This is a genomic window from Streptomyces sp. FIT100 (assembly GCF_024584805.1).
In the GTDB taxonomy this organism is placed as follows: domain Bacteria; phylum Actinomycetota; class Actinomycetes; order Streptomycetales; family Streptomycetaceae; genus Streptomyces.
In genome coordinates this window covers 3,477,923-3,493,599 of sequence record NZ_CP075715.1, presented here as the reverse complement: position 1 = coordinate 3,493,599, position 15,677 = coordinate 3,477,923, and the positions used below count along the sequence as shown (strand labels likewise).

At 71.9% G+C, this 15,677-nt stretch carries 15 protein-coding genes; 8 read left to right on the top strand and 7 right to left on the bottom strand.

The features are described 5' to 3' along the window. Positions 1-174 precede the first annotated feature (174 nt). The 4 genes from KK483_RS15360 (at position 175) to KK483_RS15345 (ending at position 5,214) form a co-directional block, all read left to right on the top strand. Positions 175-1,092, top strand: coding sequence for a DUF3027 domain-containing protein (locus KK483_RS15360; RefSeq protein WP_262005797.1), 918 nt, complete (start codon positions 175-177; stop codon positions 1,090-1,092). Between the two features lie 375 nt (positions 1,093-1,467). Further along, positions 1,468-4,569: a sacsin N-terminal ATP-binding-like domain-containing protein gene (locus KK483_RS15355; RefSeq protein ID WP_262005796.1), complete on the top strand. Its 3,102-nt coding sequence runs from the start codon at positions 1,468-1,470 to the stop codon at positions 4,567-4,569. A gap of 112 nt (positions 4,570-4,681) precedes the next feature. Further along, a complete protein-coding gene (locus KK483_RS15350; protein ID WP_262005795.1) occupies positions 4,682-5,026 on the top strand; it encodes a dihydrofolate reductase family protein in 345 nt (114 codons plus the stop codon). Continuing rightward, positions 4,960-5,214 (top strand): dihydrofolate reductase family protein, encoded by a 255-nt coding sequence (locus KK483_RS15345; RefSeq protein WP_262005794.1) that lies wholly within the window; start codon positions 4,960-4,962, stop codon positions 5,212-5,214. Before KK483_RS15350 ends, KK483_RS15345 begins: the two co-directional genes overlap by 67 nt. Before the next feature lie 237 nt (positions 5,215-5,451). Here KK483_RS15345 and KK483_RS15340 read toward each other — a convergent pair whose 3' ends face one another. Together KK483_RS15340 and KK483_RS15335 are read right to left on the bottom strand one after the other, a co-directional pair. Further along, entirely contained in the window at positions 5,452-7,905 is a 2,454-nt protein-coding gene (locus KK483_RS15340; RefSeq protein WP_262005793.1) for a cation-translocating P-type ATPase, read from the bottom strand. Between the two features lie 112 nt (positions 7,906-8,017). Continuing rightward, entirely contained in the window at positions 8,018-8,287 is a 270-nt protein-coding gene (locus tag KK483_RS15335; protein WP_262005792.1) for a DUF2530 domain-containing protein, read from the bottom strand. A 179-nt stretch (positions 8,288-8,466) separates the two neighbouring features. Here KK483_RS15335 and KK483_RS15330 point away from each other — a divergent pair, with 179 nt between their 5' ends. Beyond that, positions 8,467-9,960, top strand: coding sequence for an NCS2 family permease (locus KK483_RS15330; protein ID WP_262005791.1), 1,494 nt, complete (start codon positions 8,467-8,469; stop codon positions 9,958-9,960). Positions 9,961-9,987: 27 nt separating this feature from the next. Here the strand turns inward: KK483_RS15330 and KK483_RS15325 are convergent, their stop codons facing one another. After that, positions 9,988-10,158, bottom strand: coding sequence for a ribbon-helix-helix protein, CopG family (locus tag KK483_RS15325; RefSeq protein ID WP_313879514.1), 171 nt, complete (start codon positions 10,156-10,158; stop codon positions 9,988-9,990). Between the two features lie 171 nt (positions 10,159-10,329). Between KK483_RS15325 and KK483_RS15320 the strand changes: the two genes are divergently transcribed. Next, positions 10,330-10,767 carry a MarR family winged helix-turn-helix transcriptional regulator gene (locus KK483_RS15320; protein ID WP_262005789.1) on the top strand — a complete coding sequence of 146 codons (438 nt, stop codon included), beginning with the start codon at positions 10,330-10,332 and terminating at the stop codon, positions 10,765-10,767. Positions 10,768-10,796: 29 nt separating this feature from the next. After that, positions 10,797-12,215 (top strand): MFS transporter, encoded by a 1,419-nt coding sequence (locus KK483_RS15315; RefSeq protein ID WP_262005788.1) that lies wholly within the window; start codon positions 10,797-10,799, stop codon positions 12,213-12,215. A gap of 24 nt (positions 12,216-12,239) precedes the next feature. Here the strand turns inward: KK483_RS15315 and KK483_RS15310 are convergent, their stop codons facing one another. Next, positions 12,240-12,626, bottom strand: a complete 387-nt coding sequence (locus KK483_RS15310) for a fic family toxin-antitoxin system, toxin component (protein WP_262005787.1) — start codon at positions 12,624-12,626, stop codon at positions 12,240-12,242. Next, a complete protein-coding gene (locus KK483_RS15305; RefSeq protein WP_262005786.1) occupies positions 12,623-12,868 on the bottom strand; it encodes a BrnA antitoxin family protein in 246 nt (81 codons plus the stop codon). The genes KK483_RS15310 and KK483_RS15305 overlap by 4 nt, the downstream gene beginning before the upstream one ends. 100 nt (positions 12,869-12,968) lie before the next feature. Here KK483_RS15305 and thpR point away from each other — a divergent pair, with 100 nt between their 5' ends. Beyond that, positions 12,969-13,532: an RNA 2',3'-cyclic phosphodiesterase gene (gene thpR, locus KK483_RS15300; RefSeq protein WP_262005785.1), complete on the top strand. Its 564-nt coding sequence runs from the start codon at positions 12,969-12,971 to the stop codon at positions 13,530-13,532. A 118-nt stretch (positions 13,533-13,650) separates the two neighbouring features. Here the strand turns inward: thpR and KK483_RS15295 are convergent, their stop codons facing one another. Both KK483_RS15295 and KK483_RS15290 read right to left on the bottom strand, forming a co-directional pair. Beyond that, entirely contained in the window at positions 13,651-14,130 is a 480-nt protein-coding gene (locus KK483_RS15295) for a hypothetical protein (protein WP_262005784.1), read from the bottom strand. 218 nt (positions 14,131-14,348) lie between these two features. Then, a complete protein-coding gene (locus KK483_RS15290; RefSeq protein WP_262005783.1) occupies positions 14,349-15,338 on the bottom strand; it encodes an aldo/keto reductase in 990 nt (329 codons plus the stop codon). Positions 15,339-15,677 lie beyond the last annotated feature (339 nt).

Here is a 15,677-nt window from a genome sequence, read left to right as displayed (position 1 = left end):
CTCGGCCGCGCGCCTCTTCGTCATCCCGCAGAATGGGTGACAGATAGGTGCGCACGGGACCGATTGCCGGGCGCGGACGTCGATGCGGCCCTCTGGTCCGCTCCGCCCGCCGCCCGTACATCGCTCATCGGCCGGCGTGCACCCGTGAGACGGCGTAGGAGAGAAGCGAGACCTGTGAGTGCTGCGACGACGCGAAGCCGTACCCCGCGTACCCCGGATCGTCTGTGCGCCGAGGCGGTGGGCCTCGCCCGCGCGGCCGCCGAGGAGACCGCCGCGCCAGGCGTGGTCGGCGAGCACGTGGACGTCGTGTCCGAGGGCGACCGGGTGGTCACACATCTCTTCGAGTGCAAGGAGCCCGGGTACCGGGGCTGGCGCTGGGCGGTGACGGTCGCGCGGGCGTCCCGCGCGAAGGTGGTCACCCTCGACGAGACGGTTCTGCTGCCCGGGCCGGACGCGCTGCTGGCCCCCGAGTGGGTGCCGTGGAGCGAGCGGCTGCGGCCTGGCGACCTCGGGCCCGGTGATCTGCTCCCGACCGAGGCGGACGACCTGCGCCTGGAGCCCGGCTACTCGGGCGAGGACACGCCCCCGCCGAACTCCCCCGTCTCGGACGAGATGGCCGACCGGGTCGACGCGGAGGACGCGGAGATCGTGTCCCGGGCGCCGTCGCGCGGCGCGATCGCGTCGGTCGCGGAGGAGCTCGGGATGCGGCGGGCACGGGTGCTGTCCCGGTACGGGCTGCACGTCGCCGCCGACCGCTGGGAAGAGGCGTACGGCGCGAAGACCCCGATGGCGCAGGCCGCGCCGGCGACATGCGTGTCCTGTGCGTTCCTGATGCCGCTGCCGGGCTCGCTGAAGCAGGCGTTCGGCGTCTGCGCCAACGAGTTCTCGCCCGCGGACGGACGGGTCGTGTCCCTGTCGTACGGCTGCGGGGGCCACTCGGAGGCGGCCGTCATGCCGAAGCCGCCGCGCCCGGCGCCGCCGGTCCTCGACTCGATGAGCCCGGACGAGTTCCCCCTCCGCCCGGCCCCGGACAGCGGCTCGGTCCCGGACCACGTGGACACGGCGTCCCCGGACGACCTGGGCCACTCCTAGGTACCCCGGGGGCTGCCGCCCCCTGACCTCCGCAACCGCCTCCGGACGGCTGTACCCGGCACCCGCACCCCTGCGGGCGCCGGGCCTCCACGGCCCCGGCCCGTGCTCGCGTTGCCGGGTGCCGCCCGGTGGTGGGCCGTCGCCCCGTGGCTGAGGCCGCCGGCCGACTCGTGGACGCTGCGCGAGGGCGGTGCGTCGGGCCGCACCAGCCTGACCGCGGTGCCCAGGGCCGCCGGACCCACCCGCACCGGCGTGTTGCCCCGCTCCGCGGGACGGGGCGCCGCGCCGTGGGCGGGACGCGATACCTTCGGGCCGCACCGGTGGGCGTTCAGCGGTACACCGGTAACAGGGACTGAGAAGAGAGCGGAGACAGCCGTGAGCGTCAGGACGACCGAGGGGGCCGATCCGTTCGGGACGGCGCGGCTGCGGCGTGGGGTGCTCGACGCATGGGGGGCCAGCCCGGCCCGCTTCCGGGAGGACGCCAACGCCGAGGAGGACCTCGCGCTCGGCGGCTACCGGGACCGTCTCGTCGTCGAGCTCGCCCAGAACGCCGCGGACGCCGCCGCCCGCGCCGGGGTGCCCGGCCGGCTCCGGCTCACCCTCGTGCGGGGCACCCTCGTCGCCGCGAACACCGGCGCGCCGCTCGACGCCGCCGGTGTCGAGTCGCTGTCCACGCTCCGCGCCTCGGCCAAGCGCGATCACGACCGGACCGCGGTCGGCCGCTTCGGCGTCGGCTTCGCCGCCGTCCTCGCCGTCAGCGACGAGCCCGCCGTCGTCGGCCGGCACGGCGGCGTCCGCTGGTCCCTCGCCGAGGCCCGCGAACTCGCCCAGCAGGCCGCCCAGGCCAGCCCCGGCCTCGGCGACGAGCTGCGCCGCCGCGACGGCCACGTACCGCTGCTGCGCCTGCCGCTGCCCGCCGAGGGCAGCGCCCCCGACGGCTACGAAACGGTCGTCATCCTGCCGCTGCGCGACGGCACCGCCGAGGACCTCGTCGCCCGCCTCCTCGACGGCATCGACGACGCCCTGCTGCTCACCCTCCCCGGCCTCGCCGAGGTCGTCGTCGAGACCCCGGACGGCGTACGGACCCTGCGCCGCTCCGAGCAGGGCGCGTACGTCCACATCGACGACAGCGCGCGCGGCGTCAACCGCTGGCGCACCGTCACCCACCACGGCGCCCTTGAGACCGCGCTCCTCGCCGACCGCCCCCTCGAGGAGCGGCTGCGCCCGCACTGGACGGTCACCTGGGCGGTGCCCGTGGACGCCGAGGGCGCGCCCGTGCACCCCGCGACCGCGCCCGTCGTGCACGCCCCGACCCCCACCGACGAGCCGCTCGGCGTCCCCGCGCTGCTCATCGCGACGCTGCCCCTCGACACGGCCCGCCGCCACCCCGCGCCCGGCCCGCTCACCGACTTCCTGGTGCGGCGCGCGGCCGAGGCGTACGCCGAGCTCCTCGGCGACTGGCAGCCCGTCTCCACGGGCACCATCGACCTGGTGCCAGGACCGCTCGGCAAGGGCGCGCTCGACGGTGCCCTGCGCGCGGCGATCCTGGAGCTGCTGCCCCGCACCGCGTTCCTCGCCCCCGCCGCCCCGTCGGAGGACCTCCTCGCGCTGCGGCCGCTGGAGGCCGAGGTCGTGGAGGGTGCGGGCGCCGAGACCGTACGCGTACTCGCCGATGTGCTGCCCACGCTGCTGCCCGCCGGGCTGGAGCGCCGCGTGGAGCTGCGCACGCTCGGCGTCGCCCGGGTGCCGCTGACCGAGGCGGTCGACCGGCTCGCCGGGATCGACCGCGACCCGCAGTGGTGGTGGCGGCTGTACGACAGCCTCGCCGGCGTCGACCCCGAGCGGCTCTCCGGCCTCCCGGTGCCGCTGGCGGGGGGCCCGGACGAGGGGCGCACCCGCACCACCATCGGCCCCCGCCAGGTCCTCCTCCCCACCCCCGAAACCCCCGCCGGGCTCGCCCGCTTCGGGCTGAAGGTGGCCCACCCGGACGCCGCCCACCCCCTCCTCGAAAAGCTCGGCGCGCTGCCGGCGACGCCCCGCGCGGTGCTGACCACGCCGCAGGTGCGGGCCTCGGTCGCCGCCTCACTCGACGACGGGGAGGTGATGTGGGAGGAGGACGCCCCGGACAGCGAGGAGCTCGCGGAGATCGTGCTCGCGCTCGTACGTGACGCGGGTCTGGAGCCCGGCGACGAGCCCTGGCTGGGCGCCCTCGCCCTGCCCGACGAGGACGGCGAGCTCGCGCCCGCCGCCGAACTCGTGCTGCCCGGCAGCCCCTTCGCGGCCGTGATGCGCGAGGACGAACTCGCCCTCGTGGACCTGGAACTCGCCGATCGCTGGGGCGAACAGCCGCTCGCCGCCTGCGGGGTGCTGGCCAACTTCGCCCTCGTCCGCGCCACCGACGTCGTCCTCGACCCCGACGAACTGGAGCCCCGCGAAGGGGACTTCCCCGAGCCCGACGACGCGGGGCTGCTCGACGCCGTCGACGTGTGGTGCGAGGACGTGCTCGACCGGCTGCCGGACACACCGCTGCCGCCGGTCGCGACGGAGATCGTCGCCGTGCGCGACCTGGACCTGGTCGACGACGACTGCTGGCCGCAGGCGCTCGCCCTGCTCGCGCAGCCGCCGTTGCGGGACGCGCTCACACAGCCCGTGCGGGTGCTGCTGCCCGACGGCACGACCGGGACCGTGCGTCCGTACACGGCCTGGTGGCTGCGCGACCACCCGGTGGTCGACGGCCGTCGGCCCGCGGGCCTGCGCGTGGCCGGCGGTGACCCGCTGCTGGTCGGTCTGTACGACGCCGCGGACGCGACCGGCTTCGAGGACGAGCAGGTGCTGCACGCGCTCGGCGTACGGACCTCCGTCGCCGCGCTCCTCGACGAACCGGGCGGAGCGGCCGAACTGCTGGGCCGCCTCGCCGACCCCGACCGGACCGTCAGCCCGGCCCAGCTGCACGCGCTCTACACCGCCCTGGCCGACCTCGACCCGGACCAGGTGACGCTCCCGGACGAGCTGCGCGCGGTCGTCGACGGCGAGGTGCGCGTCGTGGACGCCTCGGACGCGCTGGTCGCCGACGCCCCCGACCTGCTGCCGCTGACCGCGGGCCGCCCGCTGCTGCCGGTCTCCCCGGCCCGGGCCGCGGACCTCGCGGAGCTGTTCCAGGTCCGCCGGCTCGGCGAAGCGGTCGAGGCCGAGGTCACGACGGTCGGCGAGGAGCACGACGTACCGCTGTCGGTCCACGCGCTGCTCGGCCCCGCGGCCCCCGACACCTACGTCGAGCACGAGGAACTGCTCGCGGGCGGCGTCGAACTCGACTGGCGCCGCACCCCCGACGGCGTCATCCACGCCTCGACGCTGGAGGGCGTCGCGGCGGGTCTGGCCTGGGCGGCGGGCCAGTGGCCGCGGCGCTTCGAGGTCGCCGCGCTGCTGGAGGACCCGTCGCGGACGGAGGAGCTGGCGCGGGACCGCTGGTTCGACTAGAACACCCCCCTCGCCGATGAGTTCCGTCATCGGGGCCGGTCTGTCCCCGTGCAGTGATGTGCAGTGATGTGCACTGTGCAGCGATGTGCAGCGGTGACCGGAAGGAGACGAGATGGACCACGGCTCGACGCCCCATGGCCGGCAGCAGCAGGTGTTCGCGTTCCTGTTCTGTTCCCTCGACGGCTATCACGAGGGGCCCGGAGGGGAGCTGGACTGGGGGCTCTACGACGAGGAGTTCTTCGACTGGAACCTGCGCCAGACCCGCGAAGTGGGTGCCCTGCTGCTGGGGCGGCGCACCTACGAGCACTTCGCCGAGGTCTGGACCTCCGCCGAGGCCGCGGAGCGGATGCCCGAGGTCACGGCACCGAGGGCGGCGATCTGGGCGCCGAGGTGGCCCGCCTCCGGGCCGAATCCGCCGGTGACGTCGCGGTCTTCGGGAGCTCCGGACTCACCGTGACGCTGCTGGAGCGGGGGCTGGTGGACGAGCTGCGGATCCTGGTGCATCCGGTGCTGCTGGGCCGTGGCCGGAGCCTGTACGCCGGTCTGAAGGACCGCATCGAACTGAGAGCCGGGGCGGTGACCGTCTTCCGCTCCGGCAACGTCCTCCTTCGGTACCGGCCGGCCGGCGGCGCCGAGGACCACTAAGTCGTGTCTTCAAAGTCCCGTCTGCCCGGTGACGCCTGGCACGCTCCCCCAGAGCTCGCGCCTGGGAGGTGCCCCCACCCCCGTAGCCCTTCGGGCACGGGAGGTGCCCCCACCGCATGGACTCCCTCCTCCGCCTTGCGATCGCACGCACCAGACGCCGCCGGGCCCGCCCTTGAAGACACTCCCTAGGGCCCTGCGGAGGTGCGGAGGTCACGCCGGCCATGCCGGCCATGCCGGTCACGCCGGGAAGCGCCGGTCCACCCACCGCCACGCGAACTCCAGCAGCACCGACGCCACCGCGGCGATCGCCACCGCCGCCCACGGCATCGTCGTGCCCACCAGCTTCAGCGCGAAGAAGTCCTGGAGCGACGGCACCGCCAGCACGACCAGGAAGCACAGCCCCATCGCCGCGACCAGCCCGACCCGCCACCATGTGTAGGGGCGGGCGACGATCGCGAGGACCCACATGGCGACCAGGAAGAGGGTCAGCGTCGCCGCGCTGGTCTCGGCCTCCAGGGCACCGGGGCCGCTGTAGTGGGAGCGGGCCAGGAGGTACGTCGCGAAGGTCGCGGCCGCGGCGACGATGCCGCCCGGGATCGAGTACCGCATGACCCGGCGGACGAAGTGCGGCTTGGCGCGCTCCTTGTTGGGGGCCAGGGCCAGGAAGAAGGCCGGGACGCCGATCGTCAGCGTCGACAGCAGGGTCAGATGGCGGGGCAGGAAGGGGTACTCCACCTGCGCCACGACCACGAGGATCGCGAGCAGCACCGAGTAGACGGTCTTCGTCAGGAAGAGCGTCGCGACCCGGGTGATGTTGCCGATGACGCGGCGGCCCTCGGCGACGACCGACGGCAGGGTGGCGAAGCTGTTGTTCAGCAGGACGATCTGGGCGACCGCCTTCGTCGCCTCCGAGCCGGAGCCCATCGAGACGCCGATGTCGGCGTCCTTGAGGGCGAGGACGTCGTTGACGCCGTCGCCGGTCATCGCGACCGTGTGGCCGCGGGACTGGAGCGCGCCGACCATGTCCCGCTTCTGCTGCGGGGTGACGCGGCCGAAGACCGCGTTCTTGTCGAGCTCGGCCGCCATCGCGTCCCGCTCGGCAGGGAGCCGGCGGGCGTCCACGGTGTTCCCGGCGCCGGGAACACCGACCTTCTCGGCCACCGCGCTCACGGAGACCGCGTTGTCGCCGGAGATGACCTTCGCGGTGACGTCCTGGTCGGCGAAGTACCGGAGGGTGTCCGCGGCGTCGGGCCGCAGCCGCTGCTCCAGGACGACCAGGGCGGCGGGCCGGGCGCCCGTGGCGACGTCGTGGGCGTCGAGCTCCCCGGCGGCTCGGGCGAGCAGCAGCACCCGCAGCCCCTGCTCGTTGAGGCGGTCGATGTCGGCGAGGGCCGGGTCCTTCTCGGGCAGCAGCACATCGGGCGCGCCGAGCAGCCAGGTGGAGCTCTGGCCGTCGCCCTCGCTGAACGCGGCGCCGCTGTACTTGCGGGCGGAGGAGAAGGGCAGCGACTCGACGCAGCGCCATTCCTCGCTGTCCGGACAGGCGTCGATGATCGCCTGGAGCGAGGCGTTGGGCCGTGGGTCGGACTCGCCGAGCGCGCCGAGGACCTTGCGTACGTACGCCTCGTCGTGGCCGTCGAGGGTGCGCAGCTCGGTGACGTCCATGCCGCCCTCGGTGAGCGTGCCGGTCTTGTCCAGGCAGACGACGTCGACGCGGGCGAGCCCTTCGATCGCGGGCAGCTCCTGGACCAGGCACTGCTTGCGGCCGAGCCGGATGACGCCGATCGCGAAGGCGACGGAGGTGAGGAGCACGAGGCCCTCGGGGATCATCGGGACGATGCCGCCGACGGTGCGGGCGATGGAGTCCTTGAGGTTGTCGCCCTTCACCAGCAGCTGGCTGATGATGAGCCCGGTCGCGGTCGGGATCATCATCCACGTCACGTACTTGAGGATCGTGGAGATGCCGCTGCGCAGCTCGGAGTGGACGAGCGTGAAGCGGGACGCCTCCTCGGCGAGCTGTGCGGCGTACGCCTCGCGCCCGACCTTGGTGGCGGTGAAGGCGCCGCTGCCCGCCACGACGAAGCTGCCGGACATCATCCGGTCGCCGCGCCGCTTGAGGACCGGGTCGGCCTCGCCGGTGAGCAGCGACTCGTCGACCTCGAGGCTGTCGGCCTCGGCGACCTCGCCGTCCACGACGACCTTGTCGCCCGGGCCGAGTTCGATCAGGTCGCCGAGCACGATCTCGGACGTGGACACCTCGCCGGCGACGCCGTCGCGCCGGACGACGGGTTTCGCCTCGCCGATGACGGCGAGCCCGTCGAGGGTCTTCTTGGCGCGGAGTTCCTGGATGATGCCGATGCCGGTGTTGGCCAGGATGACGAAGCCGAAGAGGGTGTCCTGGAACGGCGCGACGAAGAACATGATCACCCACAGCACGCCGATGATCGCGTTGAAGCGGTTGAAGACGTTGCCACGGATGATGTCGACCGCGGAGCGACTGCTGCGTACGGGTACGTCGTTGACCTCACCGCGCGCGATGCGCTCCGCCACCTCGGCGGCGGTGAGCCCGCCGGGCCGGTGCAGCACCGGCGGCGTCACGGGGTGCACGGGGTCGAGCTCCGCGCCCGCGTCGATGGCCGCGGTGGCGTAGTGCTGGGGCTCGTTGCTGCCGATCTCCGACCGCTGCGTCATGTTCTCGACGGTACGGCCGACGGGCGGCCTTCACCCCCTGAGCGGGGTGAACATCAGGGGGAAGGCAGGGTCCGCCGGGGGAGTCCGTCAGGGGGCGGGTGGGGGAGCCTCTTCACTCCCGGCGTTCGGCCCCGGCGTCCGCCTCCGCGCGCTTGATCGCCCTGTCGCGCTTGCGCACGTACCAGATCCCGATGATCCCGAGTCCGCCGCCGGCCAGGCAGGTCCAGACCCACCAGCCGAGGTCGCGCTCGGCGAACCAGCCGTAGAAGGGGACCTGCACCAGGAAGAGGACGAACCACAGGATCGTGCCGCCGGTGATCGTGGCGACGACCGGACCCTCCAGGGGTTCGGGTGCCTCGTGCTTGGGGGTCCACTTCGCCATGCGGTCAGTGTAGGTGGACCCCGGTCGGCCCCTCGGAGCCCCTCCACTGCAGGTGTCTACGCGCGGAGATACCGATCTTTCGCTTATACGTTCATACTGAAGCGGTTTGCGTCCGACCGGTTTCATTCGTATGAACATCCAAGAAATCGGCCAAGAACCACCCCTTGACGAGGTCTCGCATGCCCCCCACGGCCACCGCCCCTGCGGACGCCCAGCAGCCGAAGCAGTCGCAGCAGCCGCAGCGTCCGGACTCCGGCCCCGCCGGTTCCGGTGCCCTCGCCCGTGTCGACCGCTACTTCAAGATCTCCCAGCGCGGCTCCACCCTCCCCCGTGAGGTCCGCGGCGGCTTCGCGACCTTCTTCGCGATGGCCTACATCATCGTGCTGAACCCGATCATCCTCGGCAGCGCGAAGGACATGTACGGGCACCAGCTCGACGGCGGCCAGCTGGTCACCGCCACCGTGCTCACCGCCGCCTTCTCCACCCTCCTCATGGGCGTCATCGGCAACGTCCCGATCGCGCTCGCCGCCGGCCTCGGAGTGAACACGGTCGTCGCCCTCCAGCTCGCCCCGCGGATGAGCTGGCCGGACGCGATGGGCATGGTGGTGCTCGCCGGTCTCGTCGTGATGCTGCTCGTCGCGACAGGCCTGCGCGAACGGGTCATGAACGCCGTGCCGCTCGGCCTGCGCAAGGGCATCGCGATAGGTATCGGCCTCTTCATCATGCTGATCGGCCTCGTCGACTCCGGCTTCGTCTCCCGGATCCCGGACGCCGCCCACACCACCGTCCCGCTCCAGCTCGGCCTCACCGGCCACCTCTCCGGCTGGCCGGTCCTGGTCTTCGTCCTCGGCGCGCTGCTCACCCTCGCGCTGATCATCCGCAAGGTGCCCGGCGCGATCCTGATCTCGATCGTCGTGATGACGGTCGTCGCGGTCGCCATCCAGCTGATCGCGAATCTGCCGGGCGAGGCGTGGGGCCTCACCGTCCCGCAGTGGCCGGGCAACCCGGTCGCGACGCCCGACTTCGGCCTGGTCGGACAGGTCAGCCTGTTCGGCGGCTTCGAGAAGGTCGGCTGTCTCACCGGTGCGCTGTTCGTCTTCACCGTGCTGCTGTCCTGCTTCTTCGACGCGATGGGCACGATCCTGGGCATCGGCGACGAGGCCAAGCTCATGGACAAGCAGGGCAACTTCCCCGGCATCAACAAGGTGCTGATCGTCGACGGCATCGCGGTCGCCGCGGGCGGTGCCACCTCGTCGTCCGCCAACACCTGCTTCGTGGAGTCCACGGCGGGCGTCGGCGAGGGCGCCCGCACCGGTCTGGCCTCCGTCGTCACCGGTGCGCTGTTCTCGGTGGCGCTGTTCCTGACGCCGCTCGCGACGATGGTTCCGTCCCAGGCTGCGACGCCCGCACTGCTGGCGGTGGGCTTCCTGATCCTCGCCGGGTCGGTCAAGGACATCGACTGGAGCGACTTCACGATCGCCGTTCCGGCCTTCCTGGCGATGGTGATGATGCCGTTCACGTACTCGATCACCAACGGCATCGGGATCGGCTTCATCGCCTTCAGCGTGCTGCGGCTGGTGACCGGGCGCGGGCGTGAGGTGCCGGTGGCGATGTACGTCGTGTCCGCGGTGTTCGTCTTCTACTACGCGATGCCCGCGCTGGGCCTCACGTAAGGCCCCTCGACCCTCGGAGAAGCGGCCTCATGCCGGGCCGTAGAACTTCTCCGTCTCCTCGACGGCCGTCTTGAAGCGTTCGTCGAAGTCGTCGCGAATGAGCGTCCGGACCACGTAGTCCTGGACGCTCATTCCGCGTTTGGCGGCGTGCTGCCGCAACCGGTCGAGCAGCTCCCCGTCTATCCGGAGGCTGAGCACGGTCGATGACGCCGCTGCGGTCGATGCTGTCGTTGCCATGTCACCCAGGGTCGCTGGCCGGATCCCGTCGGTGCGTCACTTTCCGGATGCGTCTCACTCATTTGGGTGATACATCCAGCCGACCCGAAACCCCCTGGTCTTTAGGTTGGGTAATGAGGTATTCTAAAGAACATGCCTGATCTGTCCCACGGCGACAACGCAGCCGCCGTGAACTCATTGCGTTCGGCCGTCATGCGGCTGGGCCGGCGCCTGAAGCACCAGCGCGTCGACGAATCGCTGAGCCCGACCGAGATGTCGGTGCTCGGCACACTGTCCCTCTGCGGTTCCGCCACCCCCGGTGAGCTGGCCCGCAAGGAGCACGTCCAGCCGCCGTCGATGACCCGCATCGTCGCGCTGCTGGAAGCCAAGGGGCTGGTCCGGCTGGAGCCGCATCCGGATGACCGCCGGCAGAAGGTGGTCACCCAGACCGAGCAGGCCGAGACCATGCTCGAGGAAAGCCGTCGCAAGCGGAACGCCTGGCTGGCGTCGCTCGTCGAGGGCCTGGACGAGGACGAGTGGGCCAAGCTGCGCGCCGCCGCCCCCGTACTGGAGAAGCTCGCACACCTGTAGCCGCACGACCGCTGAGGAGGCGAACCCTTTTGAGTACGGGACCCGGAGCAGACTCCGCACCCGGACCGGACCCACGCACCAACGACACCCGCACCGACAGCGACACCGACACCCGCACCGAGACGGCCGCCGAGGCCGGCTCCGGCGCCGCCCGGGGCACCTTCAGCTCGCTGAAGATCCGCAACTACCGGCTGTTCTTCAGCGGAGCCATCGTCTCCAACACGGGCACCTGGATGGCCCGTATCACCCAGGACTGGCTCGTCCTCAGCCTCACGGGCTCCGCCGCGGCCGTCGGCATCACCACGGCCCTCCAGTTCCTGCCGATGCTGCTCTTCGGCCTGTACGGCGGCGTCATCGCCGACCGCTATCCGAAGCGCCGCCTCCTCCTCTTCAGCCAGGGCGCGCTCGGCCTGTGCGGGCTCGCACTCGCCGTACTGACGCTTTCCGGCCATGTGCAGGTCTGGCACGTCTACCTCATCGCCTTCCTGCTCGGCATGGTCACGGTCGTCGACAACCCGACCCGCCAGTCCTTCGTCTCCGAGATGGTCGGCCCGAACCAGCTGCGGAACGCCGTCAGCCTCAACTCCGCGAACTTCCAGTCCGCGCGGCTCGTCGGCCCGGCCGTCGCCGGTGTGCTGATCACGGCCGTCGGCAGCGGCTGGGCGTTCCTGCTCAACGGCCTGTCCTTCCTCGCCCCGATCACCGGGCTGCTGCTGATGCGCACGAGCGAGCTGCACAAGGTGGAGCGCGTGCCGCGCGGCAAGGGCCAGCTGCGGGAGGGTCTGCGGTACGTCGCCGGGCGGCCCGAGCTGATCTGGCCGATCGTCCTCGTCGGCTTCATCGGCACGTTCGCCTTCAACTTCCCGATCTGGCTGACCGCGTTCGCCGACAAGGTCTTCCACGCGGGCGCCGGCACATACGGCCTGTTCAACACGTTGATGGCGGCCGGCTCCCTGGCCGGGGCGCTGCTGTCCGCGCGGCGCGCCACGTCCCGGCTGCGGATGCTGGTCGGCGCGGCGGTGCTGTTCGGCGTACTGGAGATCGCCGCCGCCCTCTCGCCCGCCTTCTGGCTCTTCGCGCTGCTGCTCGTGCCCATCGGCATGGTGGGCCTGACGGTCAACGTCACGGCCAACTCGTCGGTCCAGATGGCCACGGACCCGGTGATGCGCGGCCGGGTGATGAGCCTCTACATGATGGTCTTCGTCGGCGGCACCCCGCTGGGAGCGCCGATCGTCGGCTGGATCACGGACACGTACGGCGTCCGTGCCGGCTTCGCGACGGGAGGCGCGGTCGCGATCGCCGCGGCCGTCGCGATCGGCCTGATCCTGGCCAGGGCCGGGGACCTGCGCGTCAAGGTGGACCTGCGGCGGGGACGGCAGCACGTGCGGTTCGTGCCGCGGGAGCGGCGCGAGGAGCGCGAGGAGCAGGAGCTGGTGGCGGCCGCGTAGCCGTACGGGGCCGGGGGTGGTGGCCTACGCCTGCACCCCCGGCGGCCGCGCCCACTGGGCCAGCTGCTCGGCGATGGCGCGCACCCCGCGTGCACCCGGCTGGATGTCCGCCAGCAACTCGCTGAGCTGGTCGGGCTTCGGCCGCAGGATCTGCCCGTTGGCCCGCATGAAAGAGCGGGCCGCCGCGAACGCGAACGTCTTGTTGCTGTGCTCCAGCGGCTGGAGCAGGGCGATGGTCTGGAACAGGGCCGCCGCCTTCAGCGGTACCGATCCGTACACCTCGTAGCCGAATGCGGCGGAGCTCGCGCGGTCCACCGCCGCGATCAGGGAGCCGTAGTCGTCCGCCTGCGGATCCCCCGGGAGCCGCTCCGCGGTCCAGAGCAGCTGACTGAGGTCGAGATGGTGCGTCATGCGGCGGCGGACTCCTCACGGCCCGCTCCCGGCGGGGCGTCGTCGAGGTCCGCCGCGGCCAGCACATCGCCGTACAGCTCCAGCGTCTCGATGACCGCCTCCCGGTACTGCTCCTCGAACTCGTCCCGCTGGAGCCGCCCGACCACGTACTCCTGGACGGTCATGCCCCGGGCCGCGGCCCGCTCCTTCACCGACTCAAGCGTCTCGCTGTCTATCCGCACGCTGAGCATCCTGGTAGCCATGGCCCCATGCTTGCACGATGTCTGCGCAGACCAAAAGGGGAGTTTCGGCTTCGAGTGAGAACCGTGCACAGCTGATCGCCCACTGTCGCAAACTGGCCGTATGAGACTCTTCGCCGCCGTGCTCCCGCCCGACGAGGCCCTGCGCGAGCTCGGAGCCGCCGTCGACCCGCTGCATGCTCTCCCCGGCTCGCACGGACTGCGCTGGACCGGGCGGCCCGGCTGGCACTTCACGCTCGCCTTCATGGGCGAGGTCGACGAGCGGACCGTGCCCGAGCTGCGCGAGCGGCTCGGACGCGCAGCCCACCGCAGCGATGAGTTCCGGCTGCGTCTGCACGGGGCCGGGCGCTTCGGACGGCGGACCCTGTGGATCGGGGCCGCCGGCGGGATCGAGGAGATGCGCATGCTCGCCGAGCGCGCGGACGCGGCGGCGCGGCGCTCGGGCGTCCCGATGGACGAGCACCGCGCCTACCACCCCCATCTGACCATCGCCCGCACCCGTGCCGACACGGACCTCCGGCCGTACGTCGACGAGCTGAACGGCTTCGAGGGCGCGCCCTGGACCGTGTCCGAGCTGGCGCTCGTCCGCAGCAACCTGCCCAGGGGCGGGATCGAGCGGGAACAGCCCCGCTACGAGACGGTCGACGCCTGGCCGCTCGCCGGATGAGGCGGTCAACTCCGGTGGCCGGCGCGGACGATGCTGTGCGCGCCGGCCCAACACCTGTACGTGCGCAGTGTCCGTGGAACCGCTCCAGGCGGAGCGGCAGGGCCTCCGGCCTTGCAGGTCAGTCCACGGGGTCCGCGTAGCCGTTGCACGCCGTGGTGGACTCCATCTCGTTCACCACACCCTCGACGGTGAAGCGCACCGTGCCGCCGTACGGGCCGGCGACGTCGGCGTGGCCTTCACGGCACTGGGCGAGCGCCGACGTGGGTCCGTAGCAGGCACGCTGGGTTCCGGTGTTGAGCGTCGTCTGCACACACGAGGCGTTGCCGAAGTCGCTCTCGATCTGGCCGGAGATCGTGACGGCCCTGCCGGAGTGGTTGTTCACGACGAGGACGACCTGGGCGTCCATGTTGGCGTTGACGATGAGACAGCCCTGGAAGTTCACACCGCTCACTGCGGTGTGCCCCACGGTCTTCGCGCAGCTGGTGAACGGACCGCTGATGGGCTGCCAGAGCGGCGCCGCCACCGCCTGGCCCGAGCCCAGGATCAGGCTGCCTGCCACCGCGGACCCCACTGCGATCCCCTTGAAGATCCGACGCATGGAAATCCCCTCCCTTGATCGTCGGTGATGAGGGACCGCACTATAGATCATCTTCTCGGTGCGGTTACGCTCGAACGGTGGACCCGAAGACCAGGAACCGGATCATGGCCGGTGTGCTCGTGCTGATGTTCGTCGTCGTCGCCGTGGCGGCCGTGCTCGGTCGCTGACCTCGGCCTGCGACCGGCACGGCCACCGCGCTGCCATCGGCGATGCGCCGGCTACCAGGCGAAGGCCTCCGGCGACGGCCCGGGACCCGGGAAGATCTCGTCGAGGCCCGCCAGCAGCTCCTCGCCCAGCTCCAGCTCCAGCGCCCGCAGCGCCGAGGCCAGCTGGTCGGCGGTGCGGGGGCCGACGATCGGGCCGGTCACGCCGGGGCGGGTGAGCAGCCAGGCCAGGGCCACCTCGCCGGGGGCGAGACCGTGCTTGTCGAGCAGGTCCTCGTACGCCTGCACCTGGGCCCGCACCGCCGTGTCGGCGAGCGCGTCCGCCGAGCGGCCTGCCGACCGGCGGCCGCCCTCGGTCTCCTTCTTGATCACGCCGCCGAGGAGACCGCCGTGCAGCGGCGACCAGGGGATGACCCCGAGGCCGTACTCCTGCGCCGCCGGGATGACCTCCATCTCGGCGCGCCGCTCCGCCAGGTTGTACAGGCACTGCTCGCTGACCAGGCCGTACGAGCCGAGGCGGCGCGCGGTCTCGTTCGTCTGGGCGATCTTCCAGCCGGGGAAGTTCGACGACCCCGCGTAGAGGATCTTGCCCTGCTGGATCAGTACGTCGACGGCCTGCCAGATCTCCTCGACCGGGGTGCTCCGGTCGATGTGGTGGAACTGGTACAGGTCGATGTGGTCGGTCTTGAGCCGCCGGAGGCTGGCGTCGACGGCGCGGCGGATGTTCAGGGCGGACAGCTTGTCGTGGTTGGGCCAGGCGTCCCCGTCCGCGGCCATGTTCGCGTACACCTTCGTGGCGAGGACCACCTTGTCGCGGCGGTCGCCGCCCTTCGCGAACCAGTTCCCGATGATCTCTTCCGTCCGGCCCTTGTTCTCGCCCCAGCCGTAGACATTCGCCGTGTCGAAGAAGTTGATTCCCGCGTTCAGCGCGGTGTCCATGATCGTATGGCTGTCGGACTCGTCGGTCTGCGGTCCGAAGTTCATCGTGCCGAGGACGAGCCGGCTGACCTTGAGTCCTGTGCGTCCGAGCTGCGTGTACTCCATGGGCCACCAGCCAACGCGTTGGAGCGCACTCCAGGCAAGGGTGCGCGCGGGGCACGGGGCCGGCGGCGCGCCGTCCGCCCTCGCGGCCGGACCGACGTGAGGGTGCCTCAGATGGAGGCGGCGGTGGGGCCCGGGGCTCCGCACGGTGCGTGCGACTCGCTTCGTGTGGCCCTCCAACGGGTGATTATCGGGCAGATCGCCACCCGAAAAGCCCACGAGGTACCTCGAATGCAGCGATCTCGGGTGGTGGGCCCCCGGAATCCGGCTGACGGTTGTCGGAGTCGCTGCTGCGATCCGATGAGCCGACGATGTGTCAGCCGTCGCAGTCGCGGCGAAAGG